Genomic DNA, 20002 nt, shown 5'->3' on the forward strand with positions numbered 1-20002 from the left:
CCGCGGCATGTCGTCAACGGGATGAGTGAGGTGAAGAGGTGGACGGTAGGGACTGCACCGTTGATCCGTGCGGCGTATGTTCGTCCTGAGAGTCGGACGTCGCGGCCCGGCAGGGTAAATCTGGTCATCCGACCGTCACAGCGGTCGGCGTGTCGCGTCTGATGAGTAGAGTTGAACTCGTCCGGGAGGAGCCTGGGCGAGCCGGGAGGCCACTGTCCTGCAGCCCATGGGCCGGACTACCCGAGGACAACCCGACCGGCACAGTCGCCGAACTCGCAGGCGTGATGCCGTGCGGTGCAAGAAGATCACCATGCGGACGGCAAAGGACCCGGCGAGGCCGAGAGCGTAGGTGGTGCGGGCAAGGGCGCTCTTGTCGTGGACGTGGTTCCCTTGGTCTGCCCGCGCCGCTGCCGGACCAGGACGGGCGGATCGCGGGGCCCCGATGCGTCCCTGCGCTGGGACTTTCACCAGGGGCCCTTCAATCCGGCACCCTTCATGGCCTTTCCACGCCTTCGCTAGGGCTTGATGCCCACACCCGTCCACAGGCTGACCTGGGCGTCCGTGAGCGGCTCCGCTTCGTCGGCGTCGTCGCTCGCAGGGGCGGGGCGCCAGCGGTGGCCCACCGTGATGCCAGGGTCGAGCAGTTCCAGACCGTCGAAGAAGCGGGCGACGTCGGCGCGGGAGCGGAACCGTACGGGCGTTCCCGCATCGGTGTAGATGTCGGTGACCTTCTGCCAGGTGGCTGGATCGAAGTCGGGCGTGCAGTGGCTGAGGGCCAGGGCGCTGCCGGAGGGCAGGGCGTCGAGCAGACGGTTGACGATCCGGTACGGGTCCTGCTCGTCGGTGACGAAGTGCATCAGGGCATTGAGGGACAGCGCCACCGGCTCGTTCAGGTTAAGAACCTCGGAGAGCATGGGGGCGTTCAGCAGAGACTCGGGGTGATGGACGTCGGCCTCGATGTACGTGGTGCGGCCCTGGGGCGTGCTGCGCATCAGGCGCTCGGCGTACTTCAGGACGAGAGGGTCGTTGTCGGCGTAGACGACCCGGGCGTCGGGGACGACGGACTGGGCCACCTGGTGCAGGTTCGGCTCGGTGGGAATGCCGGTGCCGATGTCCAGCCACTGGCGGATCCCGTGCTCTTGTGCGAGGACTCGAGTCGCCCGGTGCATGAACGACCGGTTCTCACGGGCGCACACGAAGATACCGGGATAGGCGGCCGCGACAGTCTCGGCTGCCTGCTTGTCGACCTCGAAATGATCCTTGCCGCCAAGGTAATAGTCGTACATGCGTGCGGAATGGGGCCTGCTGGTGTCGATGTCCCGCGAGGCCGGCGTGCTGCTCATCCTGTTTCCCTTCAGTAGGTGCGTGGCGTACAGGGCGGGGCGCGTCCCCGGCGGCGCCATTCCTTCGCTCGTGCTGAGGTTCAGCCGGCCGTCAGATGATCGGCCAGGCCCCTTTTCACTCCGTCGACGAATGCGCTGATCTCCTCGAAGGTGTAGATCAGCGCGGGACCCGTGGGATCGGTCGACTGGCGCACCGCCACGCGACCGTCGGCGAGTTGCTTCGTCTCCACGCACTGGCCTCCGTTGGGGCCACTCCACGGGCACTCCCAGCCCTGCTCGCCGAGGTCAGATGCCGGCATCCCGTTGTAGACACGGTCGTGGGCGATCGTCATGAGTACTCCTTGCGCATGCGTTGCAGCAGCGCCCTGCTGTCCGCGGACGAGGTCAGCAGCGACATCCGGTTGTGCGCCTCCAGGTGGGCGGCCACATCCGAGCGCTGGTCCAGGTACATGGAGGCGGTGAGGATCTCGCTGGAGACGACGTCCGGCAGCTCCGGTTCCTCGAACCGGAAGTACGTGAAGGGGGCGCACGCGCCGACATGGGCGCCTGCGGAGAAGGGGACGATGTCGATGCTGACGTGGTCCAGCTCCGAGGCTTCGAGAAGCCGGTCGATCTGCGCCCGCATCACCTCAGGACCGCCGACAACGCGGTGCAGGACGGCCTCCTCCATCACCACCCACAGCGTGGGGGCGTCCTTCCTCTCCAGCAGTTCCTGACGGCGCAGCCGCAGCTGGATGCGTCGCTCCACGTTTTCCTCTGTGTCATTCGGGAAACCGTCACGCAGGACGGCGCGCGCGTAGAGGTATGTCTGGAGCAGCCCGGTAACGTAGTGCGGCTCGTAGGTCCGCAGAGTCCTGGCACTGGTCTCCAGGCTGACATAGGCGGAGAACCAGCTGGGCAGCACATCACGGTAGTCATGCCACCAGCCGGGTTCGTTCGCCCGCTCCGCCAGGGCGATGAACTCGTCGATCTCCTGCCGGACGGTCCCGTAGGTCTCCAGCAGCCTCTCCACGTACAGGGGTTTGAGAGCGACCTCCGCCTTCTCCAGGCGGCGGATGGTCAGCGGCTTCACCCGCAGAGCCCTGGCGGCGTCTTCCAGCGACACGTTGGCGCTCTCCCGCCTCTCCCGTAGTCGCCGGCCGAGGATCATGCGAAGAACGGTTGGCGCACTGCTCCCCGCCGCCGAACGTCCCTCGTTCACCGAAAACCCACTCCCTGACGAAACATCAATTCGGTTGTGCTGACGGCGACTTGCCGATAGAGCCAGTCGGGATACTGCTTCGCTGAAATTATCAGGGAAGCAGTTGCAGCGTGAAGTCGGCTGCGAGCATAGTTACATGCGTGCACGATCCGCAGCCGAACGCTCACTCTCGCGATCAACGACCGGCGCCTCGCGCGAAGTTGATGCCGCAGAGCGTTCAACACACGCAGGCCTCTTCGAGCACCCCCCTGTCGGCAACGCCATAGCCGCCGCCGCGCATGCTCGCGGCCTGTCCTCGGATGGAAGGCGATCACCATGTCCCCCCGCACTCAGCAGCTCCCGGACCGCGTCAACCCGGATCGGGCCCACTGGCTCGATCTGCCGGCCGGACGGGCCAGCGTGGGAACGGCCCGCCGCAGCGTCGGCGAACGACTGGGTACGTGGCGCCTGCCCACGGACCTGTGCGTGGACGCCGGTCTGCTGGTGTCCGAGCTGGCGGCGAATGCCGTGCTGCACACGCTCAGCGCACGAATCCTGTGCGGCGTGGGACTCGTGGCCGACGGAGTCCTCCGCATCGAGGTTCATGACGACGATCCCGCCGTTCGCCGCCTGTCCTGGGGTCGGCCGGGGCTCGACGACGAGAGCGGTCGCGGGCTGCTCATCGTGCAGGAGATCGCGGACGGATGGGGAGTCGAGCGGTCGACGCGCACCAGGGGAAACGCGGTGTGGGCGACCCTGCGGACCGTGTGCTGATGGCTCCCGGGTACGAGGGTAGGCCGGTGAGGCAGCGCTACCGGCCCGGGACAACGCGGGTCCGCGCCTGACTGCGGTGGTTCACCGCCGCGAACGCGCCACGCTCCGGGCCTCACCGCGTAGGAGGGCATCCGGTCACTGGTCAAGCGCGCGATCGGCAAACTCGCCGTCAGCCCACTCTCACCGACCCAGCCCTGTGCGGGCCGGGAGGTCAGCGGAGGTCGACACCGGCCGACGCCGGATGGCTGGTCACACCTCGCTCCACGAGCCGCTTACCAGGTTCCTGACGTACCCGTCCCGGCACGGCCGCGCCGATGGCGGCGGGGCCCCTCGCCCGTCCCCGAACACCCGCAACGCCTCCGCCACCGCGGCCGCCGTCCCGTTCACGGAGGACGACCACCAAGTGACTTCTCGCCGCTGGCACTTGTACCTTCGCGATCAAGATTTGGCAATTCCTGTGACTGAATGGTTATCTCTGTTCGCCCGCCGGACGACGGCGGTTCACATCGATACGCGAAAAGAGGAACCCACCTGATGGCTGAGAGCGGCTCTTTAGTCGCGGACGGCGTCGCGCCGTCCGAGCCGTCCGTACAGGAGGAGATAGCCCAGATCTTCCACGAGGTGCTCCGACTCGACGACATCGCACCCGATGACGATTTCTTCGCTCTCGGCGGGCACTCCCTGACGGCCTCGCAGGTCAGCTCCCGGATCCGCCGGGCCCTGGACGTCGAGGTACCCCTGTCCGTGTTCTTCGAACGGCCCACCGTCCATGGGCTGGCCCAGTACGTCATGGCCTCCGGCGCCGCACCGGAGGCGGCGACGTGACCGCGGGGAACGACACCGCCGCGGTACCGTTATCGCTTTCCTCGGCCCAGGAACGGCTGTGGTTCCTCTGGCAGTTACGGCCGGACGGTGACGAGTACAACGTGCCGGCGATCACCCGCTTACGCGGTCCGCTGGACGTCGCCGCACTGCGCCACGCCATCGGCCGTCTCGTCGAACGGCACCAGGTGCTGCGCGCGGTGTTCCCGACGGTGGACGGCGCTCCCACGATGGGCATCAGCGACCGCACCGTCGAGACCGTGGTCGTCGACCTGAGCAAGACGCCACAGGAGGAGCGCGAGGCGGAGCTGCGGGTTCTGGTGTCCGCCACGGCGCTGGCCCCCTTCGACCTGGTGAACGGTCCGGTGTTCCGGCCGGCCCTGATCCGGGTCGCGCCCGACGACCACGTGCTTGTACTGGCGATCCATCACATCGTCGTCGACGGCTGGTCTTTGGGCATCATCGACCAGGAGCTGGCGGCGTTCTACAACGCCGCTCTGCATGGGGAGCCCGACCCGGCTCTCGAGCCGCCCGTGCAGTACGAGGAACACATCCGGGCCGAGCGCGACATGCTCGACGGTCCCAAAGTCCGCGAAGCGCTGGAGTTCTGGCGCGGTCAGCTGGACGGTGCCCCGCCGTACTCGTCTCTCACCGGCGACCGGCCGCACCGAGTGGTCGACTACACGGGCGGGCTGCGCGGCGTCGACCTCGACGCGTCGCTGTGCTCGGACGTCCAGGCCCTCGGCCGTACCCACCGGGTGACGCGGTTCCTCACGTTCCTGGCCGCGTACGCCGCGCTGCTGCACCGGATCACCGGCGACACCGACGTCGTGATCGGCGTCCCCGTCAGCGGCCGCACCTCGCTTCAGGTCGAGCGGGTCGTGGGGCTCTTCGTCAATATGCTGCCGATCCGCGTGCGCGTCGACGCGACGACGACATTCGCCCAGCTGCTCGACCGGGTACGCGATGCCTTCCTGGCCGCGCACGCATATCAGGACCTGCCCATTCAGCAGGTGGTGGAGCTGCTGCAGCCCGAGCGCGTGGGCGGACGGCACCCGGTCTTCCAGAACGTCTTCGCCTATGAGGAGCCCGCCCCGCTCGGAGCCGGTCTTTCCGGGCTGGTCGCGTCGCACGTCAGCCTGCCGATGGACTTGGCGAAGTTCGAACTCACGCTGCACGTGGAGTGGTTCGGTGAGCGGGCGCGCAGCGCGTTCGGCTACCAGACGGCCGTGTTCGACGACGCGACCGCCCAGCGTCTGGCCGAGCGCTACCGCACCCTGCTGACGGATGCCGTCGCGACACCGGCGGCGCTCGTCTCACAGCTGCGTCTTCTCGGCCCCGCCGAGGAGCGCACCCTGCTGGCCGAGTGGCCCGCGGGCGGACCCGGAACCACCGGCCGGGTGGACCGCTCATTCGAACTGCAGGCCACCGCGCGCCCCGACGCGCCGGCCGTGCGCGCGGGTACCCGATCCCTCAGTTACGGCGAACTCAGGCGGGACACCGATCTTGTCGCGAGCGCACTGCGGTCGCTGCGGATACCGCGGCAGGCCGTGGTGGCCACCTGCCTGCCCCGTGGCCTGGACCTGATCACCGCACAGTTGGGCATCCTCAAGGCGCAGGCGGCCTATCTGCCGCTCGATCCGGCGCACCCGGCGGACCGACTGGTCGCCGTCGTGAGCGAGGCCCGCGCTGCGCTCGTGGTCACCGACCCGGGGCACGCCGAGGCCTTCGCCGACAGCGGTGCGACCGTGCGCACGCTCGACGATCTCCTGGCGCGGGGCGTCCCGGACGAACTGCCGGTGCCGGGGAGCGACCCGACCGATCCGGCCTATGTGATCTATACATCGGGTTCCACCGGACGCCCGAAGGGCGTGATGGTCGAGCACGGTTCACTGAGCGGGGCGCTCGACTGGTATCGCACCGAATTCGGCCTCGCACCCGGCGATCGCACGGCCTTGGTGGCCGCGCCGGGCTTCGACGCCACCGTGCTGGACACGTGGGCCGCCCTGACCACCGGCGCCACGCTCGAGATTCCCCCGGCGTCGGCCCTGCTCGACCCGGTGGAACTGCGGGACTGGCTCCTGGAGAGCGAGGTCACCGGCGCGGTGCTGCCCACCCCGCTGCTCACCGAGCTCGCGCAGCTCGACTGGCCGGCCGAGGTGCCGCTGCGTTTCGTGATGGCCGGCGGTGACCGGCTCCATCCGGTCACCGCGTCGCTGCCGTTCCGCCTGGTGAACGGTTACGGCCCGACCGAGTGCACGGTGTGCGCGACCGCGGGCACGGTGCCCACCGGCCCGCACGCGTCGGACATGCCGTCGATCGGACGGCCGGTCAATGGCGTTACCGCTTATGTCCTCGACCCGGAGATGCGGCCGAGTCCGGCAGGCGTGCCGGGCGAGCTCTACCTCGGTGGGCCGTGTGTGGCACGAGGCTATCTCGGCCGGCCGGATCTGACGGCGGAGCGGTTCGTCCCGGACCCCTACGGCGCCGAGCCGGGGGGGCGGCTGTACCGCACCGGTGACCGCGTCCGCTGGCGTTCGGACGGCACGCTGGACTTCCTCGGCCGCGTCGACCGGCAGGTGAAGATCCGCGGATTCAGGATCGAGCCGGGCGAGATCGAGCAGGCCGTCCTCGACCTGCCGGGGATCGCCGAGGTCCTGGTCGAGCCGGTCACGGCCGCGGGCGCCGATCCGGAGCTGGTGGCCTACGTCGTACCGGCCGAGTCGGACACCTCGGCCGGCCTGCCCGACACGGTGGCGCTGCGTGAACTGCTCGGGCGGCGGCTGCCGAAGTACATGGTGCCGCAGCGGTTCGTGGTGCTGGATTCCTTCGAACGAACCGTGAACGGCAAGATCGACCGCGCTGCGCTGCCGGCGAGCGCGCCGGCCCCGGTGGGCCGGCCGCCCCGGACTCCCATGGAACGCACGGTCGCCGAGATCTGGGCCGACGTGCTCGGTCACGCGGCGATCGGCAGCGACGACAACTTCTTCGACGTCGGCGGACACTCCATGCGGCTGGTGGCCGTGCAGAAGCGGCTCGCCGCCCGTCTGGAGCGCGCGGTACGGATCGTCGACCTCTATGAACACCCGACCATAGCTTCACTCGCCCGGCACCTGGACGGCACGGCCGCCGACGACGGTGCGGCGTCGGCCCCGCCACCCGGACAAGGGACGGCAGAGGCGGCCGAGAAGCGCATACAAGGCACAACACGGCTCCGGGCGCTGCGCGCCAGGAACCGTCAGGCGGAGAAGACACCACGATGAACGACTTAGACATCGATATCGACACCCACATCGCAGTGATCGGCATGGCGTGCCGACTGCCCGGGGCCAACAGCCCCGAAGAGTTCTGGGAGAACCTGGTCGGCGGTGTCGACTCGGTCCGGCCGATCCCGGCCGAGGAGCGCCGGTCCTGGGGCGAGGACACGACATGGTCCGCGGACGCGCGCTACGTGGCGATGCACGGCCTGGTGGACGGCGTCGGCGACTTCGACGCCGAGTTCTTCGGCTACACGCCCCGGGACGCCGCCGTACTCAATCCACAGCACCAGATGTTCCTGGAATGCGCCTGGGAGGCCCTGGAGCGGGCCGGTTACCACCCGGGCGACGTCCCGGGCCCGGTGGGCGTGTACGCGGGCGCCGGCCGCAACGGCTACGGCCGGATCGTGCTCGAACGTCCGGACCTGCTGCCCGGCGTGGATGTCATGGCTGCGACCATCGCCAACGAGCCCGAGCACCTGTGCACCCAGGTCGCCTATCGGCTCGGCCTCACCGGCCCCGGCATCACCGTGCAGACGGCCTGCTCGTCGTCGCTGGTCGCGGTGCACGAGGCGGCCCGGGCGCTGCTCGCGGGGGACTGCGACATGGCGCTCGCCGGCGGGATCACCATCCGGCTGCCCCGGACCGGCTACCGCTACCAGGAAGGCGGCACCATGTCGCCGGATGGCCGCTGCCGTACCTTCTCCGCCGACGCGGAAGGCATCGTCGCGGGAGACGGCGCCGGCATCGTGGTGCTGCGACGCCTCCAGGACGCGCTCGACGACGGCGACACCGTGCACGCGGTGCTGATCGGCTCCGCGGTGAACAACGACGGCCGTGAGCGCGCCGGGTACACCGCCCCCGGGATGCGCGGCCAGACGGAGGTGATCCGCCTGGCGCACGCAGCCGCGGGTGTCACTCCGGAGAGCATCGGCTACATCGAGGCGCACGGCACCGGCACCCCCGTCGGCGATCCGATCGAGGTGGCCGCACTGACCAAGGCCTTCGCCTCTCCCGCCATCCGCCCCGGCAGCGTCCTCCTCGGTGCCGCGAAGACCAACATCGGCCATACGGACACCGCAGCCGGCGTGGCGGGCCTGATCAAGGCGACGCTGGCGCTGGAGAACCGGTTCGTGCCGGGCAACTTGAACTTCAAGGAGCCCAACCCGCGCATCGACTTCGCGTCGAGCCCGTTCACCGTGCCGACGGCCGGAGCCGAGTGGACCGTGGCCGGCGACCGGCCGCGCCGAGCCGGCGTGAGCTCGTTCGGCATCGGCGGCACCAACGCCCACGCCGTGCTGCAGGAGGCACCGCGTCGCCCCGCGGAGTCCGACACATGGCCCGTCCACATCCTTCCCCTGGCGGCGCGCACGCCGACGGCGCTCAAGTCGATGGCCGAGCGGCTCGCCGCGCACCTCGCCGACCACCCCGACCAGCCGCTGGCCGACGTCGCCCACACGCTGCAGACGGGCCGTCAGGCGTTCCCGTACCGGCACTTCGTCGTGTGCGCCGACCATGAGTCCGCGCGTGCGGCGCTGGCGAGCGCTCGACCGGCCGGCCGGGACGCGGCCGCCGCGGCGGAACCGTCGGTGGTCTTCCGCCTGCCCGCCTCGGATGCGCCGGCTCGGGCGTCGATCGAGGAACTGGCGGCCGTGTTCCCCGCCTTCCGGACGGCGGCGGACGAGTGCGCCGCGGCGCTGGGCGGTCACCACACCGAGCCCGCCGCGCTGTTCACGTTGCAGTACGCGCTGGTACAGCTGTGGCAGGACTGGGGTGTGCGGCCCGACTCGTGGCAGTCCGGTGGTGTCGGCGAGCTGGTCGTCGCCTGCCGGTCCGGCGCAATCGATCTCGCGACTGCCGCACGCCTGCTCCATGGGCAGGACGGCCGGGAGAAGGCGGCCGAGGTGCCGTGCCGTACGGAGACGACCGACGCTGTGGTGGTGAGCCTGCCCGAGACCGGCCCCGACGGTGCGGTGGCGGCCCTGCTGGCAGCGGCCGGGCGGCTGTGGCAGGCCGGGCTGGCGGTGGACTGGCGGGCCATGGCGCGAGGCACGCGCCGCCGCCGGGTGCCCCTGCCGACGTATCCGTTCGAGCGTCGGCACTTCGCGATCCGGCCGGCGGCTCCGGCCGCTGCCGCGACGACGGTCACGGTCGACGACGAGCAGGCCGATCCGTCCGGGACCTCGGCCTGCGCGGAACAGCCGAAGTCCGTCGCGGAGCGGCTGAGCGTGCTGTTCCAGCAGGTGCTCGGGGCCGGCGACGAGACCGCGGACTTCTTCGAGCTCGGCGGGGACTCGCTGGCCGCGGTGCAGCTCGTCGCCCTGATTGAAGAGACCTTCGGGGTGACTCCCGCGGTCGACGTGGTGTTCGACGCTCCGGCCGTGCCGGAACTGTCCCTGGTCATCGAGGGCCTGATCGCCGATGCCGCGTCGGAGGCATCGTGACGACGCGCTGGCCCACGTCGTTCGCCCAGCGCAGGCTGTGGCTGCTCGACCGGCTCAACAACGGAAACGGCGCGTACAACCTCTACGCCGCGATGCGCCTGCGCGGCGAACTGGACCGGGCCGCGCTCGAGGCGGCGCTGCACGGGATCGGGACCCGCCACGACGCGCTGCGCACCACGTTCCTCGCCGTGGACGGCGAGCCCTTCCAAGTGGTCGACGACGAGTTCATCTGCCGGCTGGGATTCCACGACCTGTCCGGGCTTCCCGCCGCGGATCGTGCGGCGCGCACGGAGGAATTCCTCCGGGAGACGACGCGTGCGGGCTTCGATCTGGCGCGCGGCCCGCTCGTGCGCTTCGACCTGCTCCGCTGCGCGCACGATGAACACATTCTCAGCGTCGTGGCCCACCACAGCGTGTGGGACGGCTGGTCGGCCGGCGAGTTCCTGCGTGAACTCTCGGCCCGCTACGCGGCACACCGTGACGGCCGGCCGGTCGAGCTGGAGCCGCTCCCCCTACGGCTCGGCGAGCACGCTGGCCGTCAGCGGCGAGAGGCGCACGACCCGGCGCGGAAGACCGGGCTCGCACGGTGGACCCAGCGGCTGGCCGGTGCGCCGAACCTGCTCACCCTGCCGACGGCGTTCCCGCGGCCGGCGACTCAGGGATATGACGCGGCGGCCGTCGACCGCCCGCTGGATCCTGAGCTGTGGGACCGGGTCGCGCGGCTTGCCCGGCGGCACCGGGCGACGCCGTTCATGGTGCTGCTGGCCGGGTTCTCCGTGCTGATGGCACGGCTGGCCGGAACCGACGATGTGGTGATCGGCAGCCCCAGTGCCGGCCGCACCCGCGCGGACCTCAGGCACCTGATCGGCATGTTCGTCAACACGCTGCCACTGCGGGTGGACCTGTCCGAGGATCCGACGTTCGAGACCGTGCTGAACCGGGTGCGCCGCACCGTCCTGGACGCCTTCCGCGACCAGGAGGTGCCGCTGGAACTGATCGTGGCCGAATCCGGTCTCGAACGCGCCGCCGGACACGACCCGCTGTTCCAGGTGATGTTCTCGCTTCAGCAGCCGCTCACCCTGCCCGAACTTCCCGGCCTGTCGGCCGAGTTGGTCCCCGTGCCCGCGACGACGACCTTCACCGACCTGTGGCTCGACGTGCGCCCGGCCGACGGTGGAGGCACCCACGTGACGTTCCGGTACCGCACCGAGTTGTTCGACGCGGCGAGCGTCGAGCGGATGGCCGACGCGTTCGACACGCTTCTGCGGGCTGCCCTTGACACACCGGACGCACTCATCAAGGCACTGCCGCTTTTGGACGCCCGGCAGCGGGCCGTGGTGCTGAGCGACTGGTCGCGCACCGCCCCGGCACATCCCTGGGACGTTCCCGTGCAGGAGCAGATCCGCTTGCAGGCCCGGCGAACCCCAGACGCCGTCGCCGTCGCGTCCGGCGACACGCGGCTGACGTACGCCGAGCTCGTCCAGCGGGCGGAAGGCGTGGCCGAGCGGTTGCGTGCGGTCGGCGGCGTCGGCCCGGACGCGGTCGTCGGGATCTGTCTGCCGCGTGGCTGCTCGCTCGTGGTGGCTGTCCTGGCGGTGCTGGCCACCGGCTCGGCCTATCTGCCGCTGTCGCCCGACGACCCGGCCGCGCGACGTGACGGCATGCTGCGCGACGCCGGTGCCACCCATCTCCTCGTGGCTGCCGGACGTGACCTGTCCGAGACGGATGACCCGGCGCTGACCGTTCTCACGGTCGATGACGACGCTCTCGCCGACGCCGTGCCCGACCGGCCCTGGACGGCCGGTCCGGAGGACCTGGCCTACGTCATCTACACCTCCGGGTCGACCGGCAGGCCCAAGGCCGTCGCGGTCGCGCACCACGGTCTCGCGAACCGGGTCGCGTGCATGCAGGGCACACAGCAGCTGACCGCTGAGGACCGGGTCCTGTACAAGACCCCGTACACCTTCGACGTCTCGGTCTGCGAACTGCTGTGGCCGCTCACGGTCGGAGCCCGCCTCGTCATCGCCAAGCCGGGCGGACATCGCGACCCGGCCTACCTGGTCGACGTGATCGAGCGGGAGTCGGTCACCTCGGTGCACTTCGTTCCCCCGATGCTCGAGGTCCTCCTCGACCGGCCCGACCTGCATCGGTGCACATCGCTGCGGCGTGTCCTGTGCAGCGGTCAGGTGCTCACCGCGGCGGTCCGTGACCGTTGTCTCGAACGTCTGCCGAGCGCGCGCCTGGTCAACATGTACGGGCCGACGGAGGCCTCGATCGAGGTCACCGAGTGGGACTGCGGCACAGGGCACGACGGGCCCGGCGAGACCGGTGCCGCGCACGAGATCGGTGTCCCGATCGGCCGGCCACTGGCGGGAGTCGAGGTGTATGTCCTCGACAGGCAGCTCAACCCCTGTCCGATCGGCGTTCCCGGCGAGCTCTACCTCGGTGGTGTCGCGTTGGCACGCGGCTACCTGGGCCGGCCGGACCTGACCGCGGATCGATTCGTTCCGCACCCCTATGCCGAGTGGCCGGGCGAGCGGCTGTATCGCACGGGCGACCTGGTCGCCTGGCGGGCGGACGCGGCCCTGGACTACCTCGGCCGGACCGACCAGCAGCTCAAGATCCGTGGCTTCCGGATCGAACCGGGCGAGATCGAGAACCTGGCCCGGACCCACGCGCGGGTCGCCGCCGCCGCGGTGAACGCGGTAGGCATGGACGGAACCGAGGCCCAGCTGGCGCTCTACCTCGTGCCGGCCGACGGGCACACGGACACGGAACACCTGATGGAGGAGGTCCGGGCGCTGCTGCGGGACAGGCTGCCGGACTACATGGTCCCGCGGCACGTCATGATGCTGCCCCGGCTGCCGCTGACCACCAGCGGGAAGGTGGACCGGGGCGCCCTGCCGAAGCCCGCGCCGGCCGTGGACCGCGGTGACCGGGCGGCCCCGGCCGACGACACGGAACGGCTGCTCGCAGGGATATGGGCCGGCGTGCTCGGTCTCGCCGAGATCGGCGTCACCGACGACCTCTTCGAGCTGGGCGGTGATTCGCTGCAGTGCGCGCGAATCGCCCAGCGCGCCACCGAAGCGGGGATGCCGATCGGTCTCGCCGATGTGTTCCGGTACCCGAGCGTGCGCGAGCTGGCCGGGCATCTGCGGCGCGAGACCGGCCGATGACCGGCACCGCCGCAGTCGACGGCCGGTGGCTGCTGCGCTTCCCGGCGCGGTCCACGCCCGCGGCCCGGCTGCTGTGCGTACCGGGGGCGGGATGTACCGCCGCCATGTTCCATCCATGGACCGCATGGGTGCCGGACGACGTCGCGGTCTCGGCCGTGCAACTGCCCGGCCGCGGGGCGCGGTTCCGGGAGACGCCGGTGGAGCGAATGAATGTGCTGGCCGACGCGGTCGCCGCGGCCCTGCGCGCGGAACCCGCACTGCCGACGGTCCTGTTCGGGCACAGCCTCGGCGCACTGGTCGCGTTCGAGGTGACCCGCCGCCTCGTGGCCGAGCCCGGGAACAGCAACCTGATCGCCCTCGGTGTGGCCGCGCACAAGGCTCCGCAGCTGGGCACGGCGGGCATCGACCCCGAGGAGGCCACGCCGGAGCGGCTGCTGGCCTTTGTCGAATCGCTCGGCGGTACCCCCGAAGCCGCGTTGCGGGACTCGGAGATCCGGCGCATGCTCCTGCCCGTCTTGCGCGCGGACCTCGAAGTGGACCGCACCTACCGCTACCTCGCGGGCCCGCCGCTCCCGCTGCCCCTGCACGTGTTCGGCGGCCGGACCGACCCACTGGTGAGCGAGCCGGAGATCGAGGCATGGCGCGAGCAGGCCGCGGACACATTCCGACTGCGCTGGTTCCCCGGCGACCACTTCTTCCTGACCGGCGCCGACGCGGCCGCGCTCGTGGCCGACCTGGTCGGCCTGCTGCGCCTGCCGCACTGAGCATCCGAGCTGCCAAGCAGCCGAACTTCCAAGTGAGAGAACCAAGACCCATGTTCGACGACGAGCCCAGCTTCGCCGTGGTGCGCAATGACCGCGGCCAATACTCGATCTGGCCGGCAAACCTGACCGCCCCGGCCGGCTGGCGGCCGGCCGAGTTCACCGGTTCGCGCTCCGACTGCCTCGCCCATATCGCCCAGGTCTGGATCGACCTGCGCCCGACGCCCGAGGAGCACGCCTGATGGCGACGGCCACCACCCGCCACAACGGCGCCCCCGCTCAGGCACAGCCCGCGGCACCCTGCCTGCACGACCTCTTCACCGCCCAGGCCGTCCGTGAGCCGGACGCGCCGGCCCTCATCGACGTCGAGGGCGCCGGCCGGATCGTGTCGTATCGCGAACTGGCCCTGATGTCGGACCGGCTGGCCGCGGCGATCCGCGAGCGCATGCCGGACGGGGGTGGCCGCGTCGGCCTGTACCTGCGGCGCGGGCCGTACGTCGTGGCCGCGATCCTCGCGGTCTTCAAGGCCGGCTGCTCCTATGTGCCACTGGACCCCGGATACCCCGCGGACCGCGTGCGGTTCATGGCCGAGGACAGCGGGCTCGGCCTGGTGCTGACGGACCCCGGCGCCGACGCCGACCTGGTCGCGCCCGGGGTGCCGGCACTCGAAATGACCGGCACATTGCTCGATGGGCCGGCGACCGTGACAGCGGCGGAGCCGGCGACGCCTGCGACGGCGCTCACGCCGGAGGACCCCGCGTACGTCATCTACACCTCCGGCTCGAGCGGTCGGCCCAAGGGCGTCGAGGTGTCGCACCGCGCGGTGACGACGCTGCTCAGCGCCTGTGATGAGGTCTTCGATCTGACGTCCGACGACGTCTGGACGATGTTCCATTCGTATTGCTTCGACTTCTCGGTGTGGGAGATGTGGGGCGCACTGAGCCACGGCGCCGCCCTGATCGTCGTGCCGACGGGCGTGGCCCGGTCACCGGAGGCGACCCTTGAACTCATCGTCGAGCAGGGCGTCACGGTGCTCAACCAGGTGCCCTCGGTCTTCCGCTACCTGTCCCGCGCCGCTCTCTCGGCCGAGGAGCCGGCGCCCGAGCTGCGCTATGTGATTTTCGGCGGCGAGAGCGTCGACACGCAGGCTGTGCGCGACTGGAAGGCGGTCAACAGCGGGACCACGGCCTTCGTGAACATGTACGGCGTCACCGAGGCCACGGTCTTCTCGACATACCACCACCTGACGGAGGCCGACCTCGCCCGTGAGGGCGGCTCGCCGGATCCGGCCCGTACGATCGGCCGGCCCCTCGCAGGCACGGCGGCCCTGCTGGTGACCGAGGAGGGCAGGGCCGCCGCGCCCGGTGAGATCGGCGAGCTCTGCCTCGCGGGCGACCAGCTGGCGATCGGCTATGTCGGGCGGCCCGATCTGACCGCGCAGCGCTATCCGGTGTGGACCTGCGATGACGGCGTGCCGCGCCGCCACTACCGCAGCGGCGACCTGGCGGTGCTGCACCCGGACGGAACCCTGGAGTTCGCCGGCCGCGTGGACGACCAGGTCAAGATCAACGGCTATCGGATCGAGGCGGGCGAGGTCGAGACCGTGCTGCGGGCCGCCGAGGGCGTCGGCGAGCTTGTGGTCGTGCCGGTCGACAGCCGGATCGGGGAGCGGATTCTCGTAGCCTGCTACACCACCGCGCAGGGAGTGCAGCCGGAGGAACTCACCGAGCGCCTCGTCAGCCGGGCGAGGACGCAGCTGCCCTCGTTCATGGTGCCCGCCCGCTTTGTGCACCTGCCGACGCTGCCGCTGAACGCCTCAGGGAAGACCGACCGCCGCGCGGTCGCCGAGCAACTGAGCGGGGCGTGAGAGTCAATGGCTGAAGTGCCGCTGAACACCTGGATGCCGGACAGCATCCCGCTGTCGGTCAACCAGGAGGCCATGTGGGTCGCCTGGCAGGTCGACCCGGCCGCGTCGACGCATGTGCTGCCGCTCGCGTTCGCCGTAACCGGCGAGCCGGCGATGCCGCGCCTGCGCCAGGCCGTCGCCGCGCTCGGCGCCCGGCACCCGATGCTGCGCGGCCGCGTCGTCACCGACGCCACCGGCGTCCGCCTGACCTGGCGCGACGCCGAGTCGATCCCAGTGGTCGAGCGTGCCGTCACCGGCAGCCGCGAGCAGTCCGTGCTCGCAGCCGCCCACGGCACGCCGTTCGATCTCGCCCACGGACCGCTGGCGCGGTTCGAGGTCCTGCGCGGCCCGCAGTACACGGTGCTGCTGTTCGTCGTGCACCACATCGTCTTCGACGGCACGTCCGTGGTGCCGTTCATGCTCGACCTGCAGCATGCCTACGCCGGCGGTGAGCTCGGCGCGGTGGACGACCTGACACCCCTGGAGGCGGCGGCACGCCGGGGCCGGGAGTTGTCCGACGGATCCGCGGGCGCGGACCACCGGGCCTTCTGGCGCGAACTGCTCGCCGAGCCGATCGGCCGGCAGACCCTGCTGCGCCACCAGGCCGCCGAGAGCGAGTTCCGGGCGTGGTCCCTCGCCATCGACCCCCAACTGGAAGCACAGCTGCGCGACCTGGCACGTCAGGTAAGGTCGTCGTACTTCACCCTGATGTTCGCGGCGTACTTCCTTGTGCTGCGCCACCACATCGGCCACGACGACCCGATCGCCGCCGCGCCGCACCACGGACGAACCGGTCCGGGTTCGACACACCACGTCGGGTACTTCGTCAACGTGCTGCCGTACAGGCCGAGGCCCAGCGGATCCCAGACGTACCGGGACTACCTGCTCGGCTTCCGGGCCCATGTGCGCGAGGTGCTGGCCCACCGCGCGCTCCCGCTTCCCGCTCTGCTGCGGGCCGCGTCACTGACCGGCCCGAAGGCGCACGAGCGCACTCACGAGACGGTGTTCCAGTACTGGAACGCGAACGCTGACGACCGCCTGGACGTGCGGCACATCGAACTCTCCGCTCCGGACGGCGCCTGCCGGCTGGAGATGATCGACATGCTCGACGTCGCCGACTACGCGCTGACCGTCATGCTCCGCGAGGACAAAGCCGGCAGCACGATGGTGTGGAAGGACCCGGAAGGCCGGTTCGGCGACGAGATGCTGCGGCGTCTGTCCGAGGACTACCTCGCCACGCTGCGCGACATGGTCGCGCGCCCGGACGGCACGGTCGCGGACGGCGCGGTTCGTATGTCCCCGTCGCTGGCGCTCAGTGAGCCGCCGCCGTCGCCCGCCGAGCCCCCTCCGGCGCCGGAGGCGACGCCGGAGTCCGGACCGGACTCGGACCCCCGGATCCTGAACGCGATCGCCGCCGTGTGGCAGGACGTGCTCGGCCTGCCGTCCGTCGCGGCAACCGACTCGTTCTTCGAACTGGGCGGTCACTCGCTGCTGGCCACCACGCTCGTCGACCGGATCGCACGACGGTTGAACGTCGACCTGGCGCTGGCCGACCTGTTCGGCAACCCCCGGCTGGGCGACCTTGCGAGCATCGTTCAGCGACGCATGTCCGAGCGCGGCGAGAGACACGACGCGCCCAGTGAGCACACCGGCCCGGTGCCCGCCTCCCCGTTCCAGCAGGGCCTCTGGCTGGCCCAGCGCATGGACCCGGAGCACGCGCGCTATCACATCCCGCTGTCCTGGGCGGTGGACGGCACGATCGACGTCGCGGCGCTGCGCGCCGCCCTCACCAACCTCGTCGCCCGGCACGACCTGTTGCGCAGCGGCTTTGTCGAGCAGGACGGCACGCCCCACCTGAAGGTGATGCCGGCGTGGACGCCCGACCTGGACGAGATCGACCTCCCGGACGCCGATGAGACCGAGTTCGACCGCGCCGTCGCCGCGTGGGGCGAGACCACCGCCCAGACCTTCTCGGTCACGCACGGCCGACTGCTCCGGGCCGCCGTACACACGGGCCCGCGCGGCCGGTGCACGTTCTCGCTGTGTGTCCACCACCTGGTCCTGGACGGCGGGTCGGTACCGGTATTGCTGCGGGAGTTGCGCAAGTGCTACCGGGCAGCGACCGATGCCGCCCCGCCCCTGCCCGCCCTGCGCCGTCAATACCACGACCTGGTCGCTTTCTGGGCGGAGCAACGGCCGGACGACGCCGAATTCTGGCAACAGCGCCTCCACGGCGCGCCCACCACACTGAACCTGCGTGCGCCGCGGCGATCGGCGCCGCACGACCACTTCGCCCTCGCGCTGCCGGCCGACCTCACGGCGCGTCTCGCGTCGGTCCGGGCCGAGCACCAGGTCTCCGATTTCATGATCACGGCCTGCGCGGTTGCCGTGGCCCTTCACCGGCAGACCGGCTTGGCGGACCTGACACTGGGCTACCCGGTCGCGGGCGGCCGTCCCCCGGTATTCCGCGAGGTGATCGGCCCGAGCATGAACACACTGCTGCTCCGGACACGATGCACACCGCGGACCACGGTGGCCGAGCTGCTGCGGCAGGTGCGTGACGAGGTCGTCGCGGGGATGGCGCACCAGGACGTGCCGTTCGAAAACGTCGTACGCCGGATGCGGCCGCCCCGCACACCGGGCCGCACGCCGTATCTGGATGTCCTGGTCAACAGCATCGACCAGTCCGGCTGGTCGATGGACCTGGGCGGGGCGCGGCTGACGCCGCTCGCGATCGGCGATCGCATCGACGCCGACAGCAAGGTGCCCGTAACGATCACGACGGCCGTCGCCGGCGACGGCACCATGCGCGCGAGCCTGGCCTACCGGGGGGACCAGGTCGACCGGGCCGCAGCGGCCGACCTGGCGCTGCAGGTGACCGCACTGTTGTCCGACGAGTTGCCCGCCGCCCTGAAGCGGCCCGCACGTGTACTGCGCGAGACCGAGATCGAGGTAACGGCATGACGACCACCACCGGCCCCCGCCCGTTCCGCTTCGGCATCAACCTCACGGCCGCCTCCACGCGCCAGGCATGGCTGGACAAGTGCCGTCGAGCCGAGGAACTGGGCTACGACCTGATCGTCGTGCCCGATCACCTGGGCGTGCTCGCTCCGTTCCCCGCCCTGGTCGCCGCCGCCGCAGTGACCGAGCGGCCGCGTCTGGCCACGTACGTACTCAACACCGCCTTCCACAATCCGGTGCTCCTCGCGCGCGAGGTGCTCACGACGCAGCTGGTCACCGGCGGTCGGCTGGAACTGGGCCTCGGCGCGGGACACGCGAAGGACGAGTTCGACACGGCCGGCATCCCGTGGACGAGCGGCGGAGCGCGCGTGCGTCGTCTGACGGAGACGGTCGCCGAACTTCGCCGGATGCTCGACGACCCGAGCCTCCTCGGCTGGACCCGTGCGGTTGAACCGCCGCCACTGATCATCGGCGGGCACGGAGACAAGGTACTGCGACTGGCCGCCGCCGCCGCCGACATCGTCGCCTTCGCGGGAGCCACCGCGGGCACCGCGGACCTCGCGGGCGCGGACGCCATGGCCGAGCGGGTTGCGTTCTTCGAGGCGGCGGCGGGAGACCGGTCGGCGTCGATCGAACGCAATATCCTGGTGCAGGTCGTCCTCGTCGCGGCGGACCGGCAACGGGCCATCGACATGCTGCGGCGACGCACCCCACACCTCGACGGAGCCCACCTGGCGGACCTTCCCACGGTGCTCCTCGGATCCCCGGAGGAGATCGCGGCCACGCTGATCGCCCGCCGGGAGCGGTACGGCATTTCCTCGATCTGCGTGCACGAACCTGCAATGGCCGCCTTCGCGCCCGTGATCCGGCTGCTCACGGATCAGTGAGCCTCTTCAGCGGAGACGCCCTGGAGTGAACAGCCGCCAGACGTCGACTTCGGCCTCTGCCTGCTGCGGAGGCCGCCAACTTCTGCGGAGCAGCCGTCACCCCATCGGCGGCCACTCCGAAGAAGCTCAGTGACTCACGGGCCGATGACACATGGGCCGGTAACCATGGGTAGTTGAGCGGCGAGCGCTCGCACCGGCGTAGTCCCCGCGGATGCGATGTGGCCGGCCGCCCTGGTTCCGGACGGCGCGGATGACACGGTGCACGCCGTCGGGGAGAAGGCCGGGCCGAGGCGTTGCCGGGGATGCGTCGAAGGATGCCGTCGGCCGCCGGGGCGTCGGCATCGTCCCGGCCGGCCTGGCGGGGTGATCGGCATCAATCGGCGCCCGCGCCGCGGTGGGGGGGGGGGGGGGGGGGGGGGGGGGGGGGGGGGGGGGGGGGGGGGGGGGGGGGGGGGGGGGGGGGGGGGGGGGGGGGGGGGGGGGGGGGTGGG

General features: G+C 70.9%; 13 protein-coding genes. 10 read left to right on the forward strand and 3 right to left on the reverse strand.

What is annotated here, in order from left to right; genetic code table 11:
• Positions 1–515: 515 nt before the first annotated feature.
• The 3 genes from ACZ7HQ_RS40070 to ACZ7HQ_RS40080 all read right to left on the reverse strand — a co-directional run bounded on the left by ACZ7HQ_RS40070 (position 516) and on the right by ACZ7HQ_RS40080 (position 2544).
• The gene (locus ACZ7HQ_RS40070; RefSeq protein WP_471000990.1) at positions 516–1343 is read right to left on the reverse strand and encodes an SAM-dependent methyltransferase; all 828 of its coding nucleotides are present in this window, start codon (positions 1341–1343) and stop codon (positions 516–518) included.
• An 80-nt stretch (positions 1344–1423) separates the two neighbouring features.
• The gene (locus ACZ7HQ_RS40075; RefSeq protein ID WP_471000992.1) at positions 1424–1675 is read right to left on the reverse strand and encodes a DUF397 domain-containing protein; all 252 of its coding nucleotides are present in this window, start codon (positions 1673–1675) and stop codon (positions 1424–1426) included.
• Entirely contained in the window at positions 1672–2544 is an 873-nt protein-coding gene (locus tag ACZ7HQ_RS40080) for a DUF5753 domain-containing protein (protein WP_471000995.1), read from the reverse strand. Before ACZ7HQ_RS40080 ends, ACZ7HQ_RS40075 begins: the two co-directional genes overlap by 4 nt.
• 315 nt (positions 2545–2859) lie before the next feature.
• On the opposite strand from ACZ7HQ_RS40080, the gene ACZ7HQ_RS40085 reads away from it, so the two are divergent.
• The 10 genes from ACZ7HQ_RS40085 (at position 2860) to ACZ7HQ_RS40130 (ending at position 19511) form a co-directional block, all read left to right on the forward strand.
• On the forward strand, positions 2860–3297 hold the full coding sequence (locus ACZ7HQ_RS40085; RefSeq protein ID WP_471000998.1) for an ATP-binding protein: 438 nt from the start codon (positions 2860–2862) through the stop codon (positions 3295–3297).
• 534 nt (positions 3298–3831) lie between these two features.
• Positions 3832–4122, forward strand: coding sequence for a phosphopantetheine-binding protein (locus ACZ7HQ_RS40090; protein WP_471001001.1), 291 nt, complete (start codon positions 3832–3834; stop codon positions 4120–4122).
• On the forward strand, positions 4119–7382 hold the full coding sequence (locus tag ACZ7HQ_RS40095; RefSeq protein ID WP_471001004.1) for a non-ribosomal peptide synthetase: 3264 nt from the start codon (positions 4119–4121) through the stop codon (positions 7380–7382). The genes ACZ7HQ_RS40090 and ACZ7HQ_RS40095 overlap by 4 nt, the downstream gene beginning before the upstream one ends.
• A complete protein-coding gene (locus ACZ7HQ_RS40100) occupies positions 7379–9820 on the forward strand; it encodes a beta-ketoacyl synthase N-terminal-like domain-containing protein (RefSeq protein WP_471001008.1) in 2442 nt (813 codons plus the stop codon). Before ACZ7HQ_RS40095 ends, ACZ7HQ_RS40100 begins: the two co-directional genes overlap by 4 nt.
• Positions 9817–12996 carry a non-ribosomal peptide synthetase gene (locus ACZ7HQ_RS40105; protein ID WP_471001011.1) on the forward strand — a complete coding sequence of 1060 codons (3180 nt, stop codon included), beginning with the start codon at positions 9817–9819 and terminating at the stop codon, positions 12994–12996. The genes ACZ7HQ_RS40100 and ACZ7HQ_RS40105 overlap by 4 nt, the downstream gene beginning before the upstream one ends.
• Positions 12993–13760, forward strand: a complete 768-nt coding sequence (locus ACZ7HQ_RS40110) for a thioesterase II family protein (RefSeq protein WP_471001014.1) — start codon at positions 12993–12995, stop codon at positions 13758–13760. Before ACZ7HQ_RS40105 ends, ACZ7HQ_RS40110 begins: the two co-directional genes overlap by 4 nt.
• A gap of 50 nt (positions 13761–13810) precedes the next feature.
• Positions 13811–13999 (forward strand): MbtH family protein, encoded by a 189-nt coding sequence (locus tag ACZ7HQ_RS40115; RefSeq protein ID WP_471001017.1) that lies wholly within the window; start codon positions 13811–13813, stop codon positions 13997–13999.
• A complete protein-coding gene (locus tag ACZ7HQ_RS40120) occupies positions 13999–15624 on the forward strand; it encodes an amino acid adenylation domain-containing protein (protein WP_471001020.1) in 1626 nt (541 codons plus the stop codon). The genes ACZ7HQ_RS40115 and ACZ7HQ_RS40120 overlap by 1 nt, the downstream gene beginning before the upstream one ends.
• A 6-nt stretch (positions 15625–15630) precedes the next feature.
• A complete protein-coding gene (locus tag ACZ7HQ_RS40125; RefSeq protein WP_471001023.1) occupies positions 15631–18627 on the forward strand; it encodes a condensation domain-containing protein in 2997 nt (998 codons plus the stop codon).
• Entirely contained in the window at positions 18624–19511 is an 888-nt protein-coding gene (locus tag ACZ7HQ_RS40130; RefSeq protein ID WP_471001025.1) for a TIGR03621 family F420-dependent LLM class oxidoreductase, read from the forward strand. The genes ACZ7HQ_RS40125 and ACZ7HQ_RS40130 overlap by 4 nt, the downstream gene beginning before the upstream one ends.
• Positions 19512–20002: the final 491 nt, after the last annotated feature.

It is taken from the genome of Streptomyces sp. NPDC037290, from assembly GCF_055603245.1.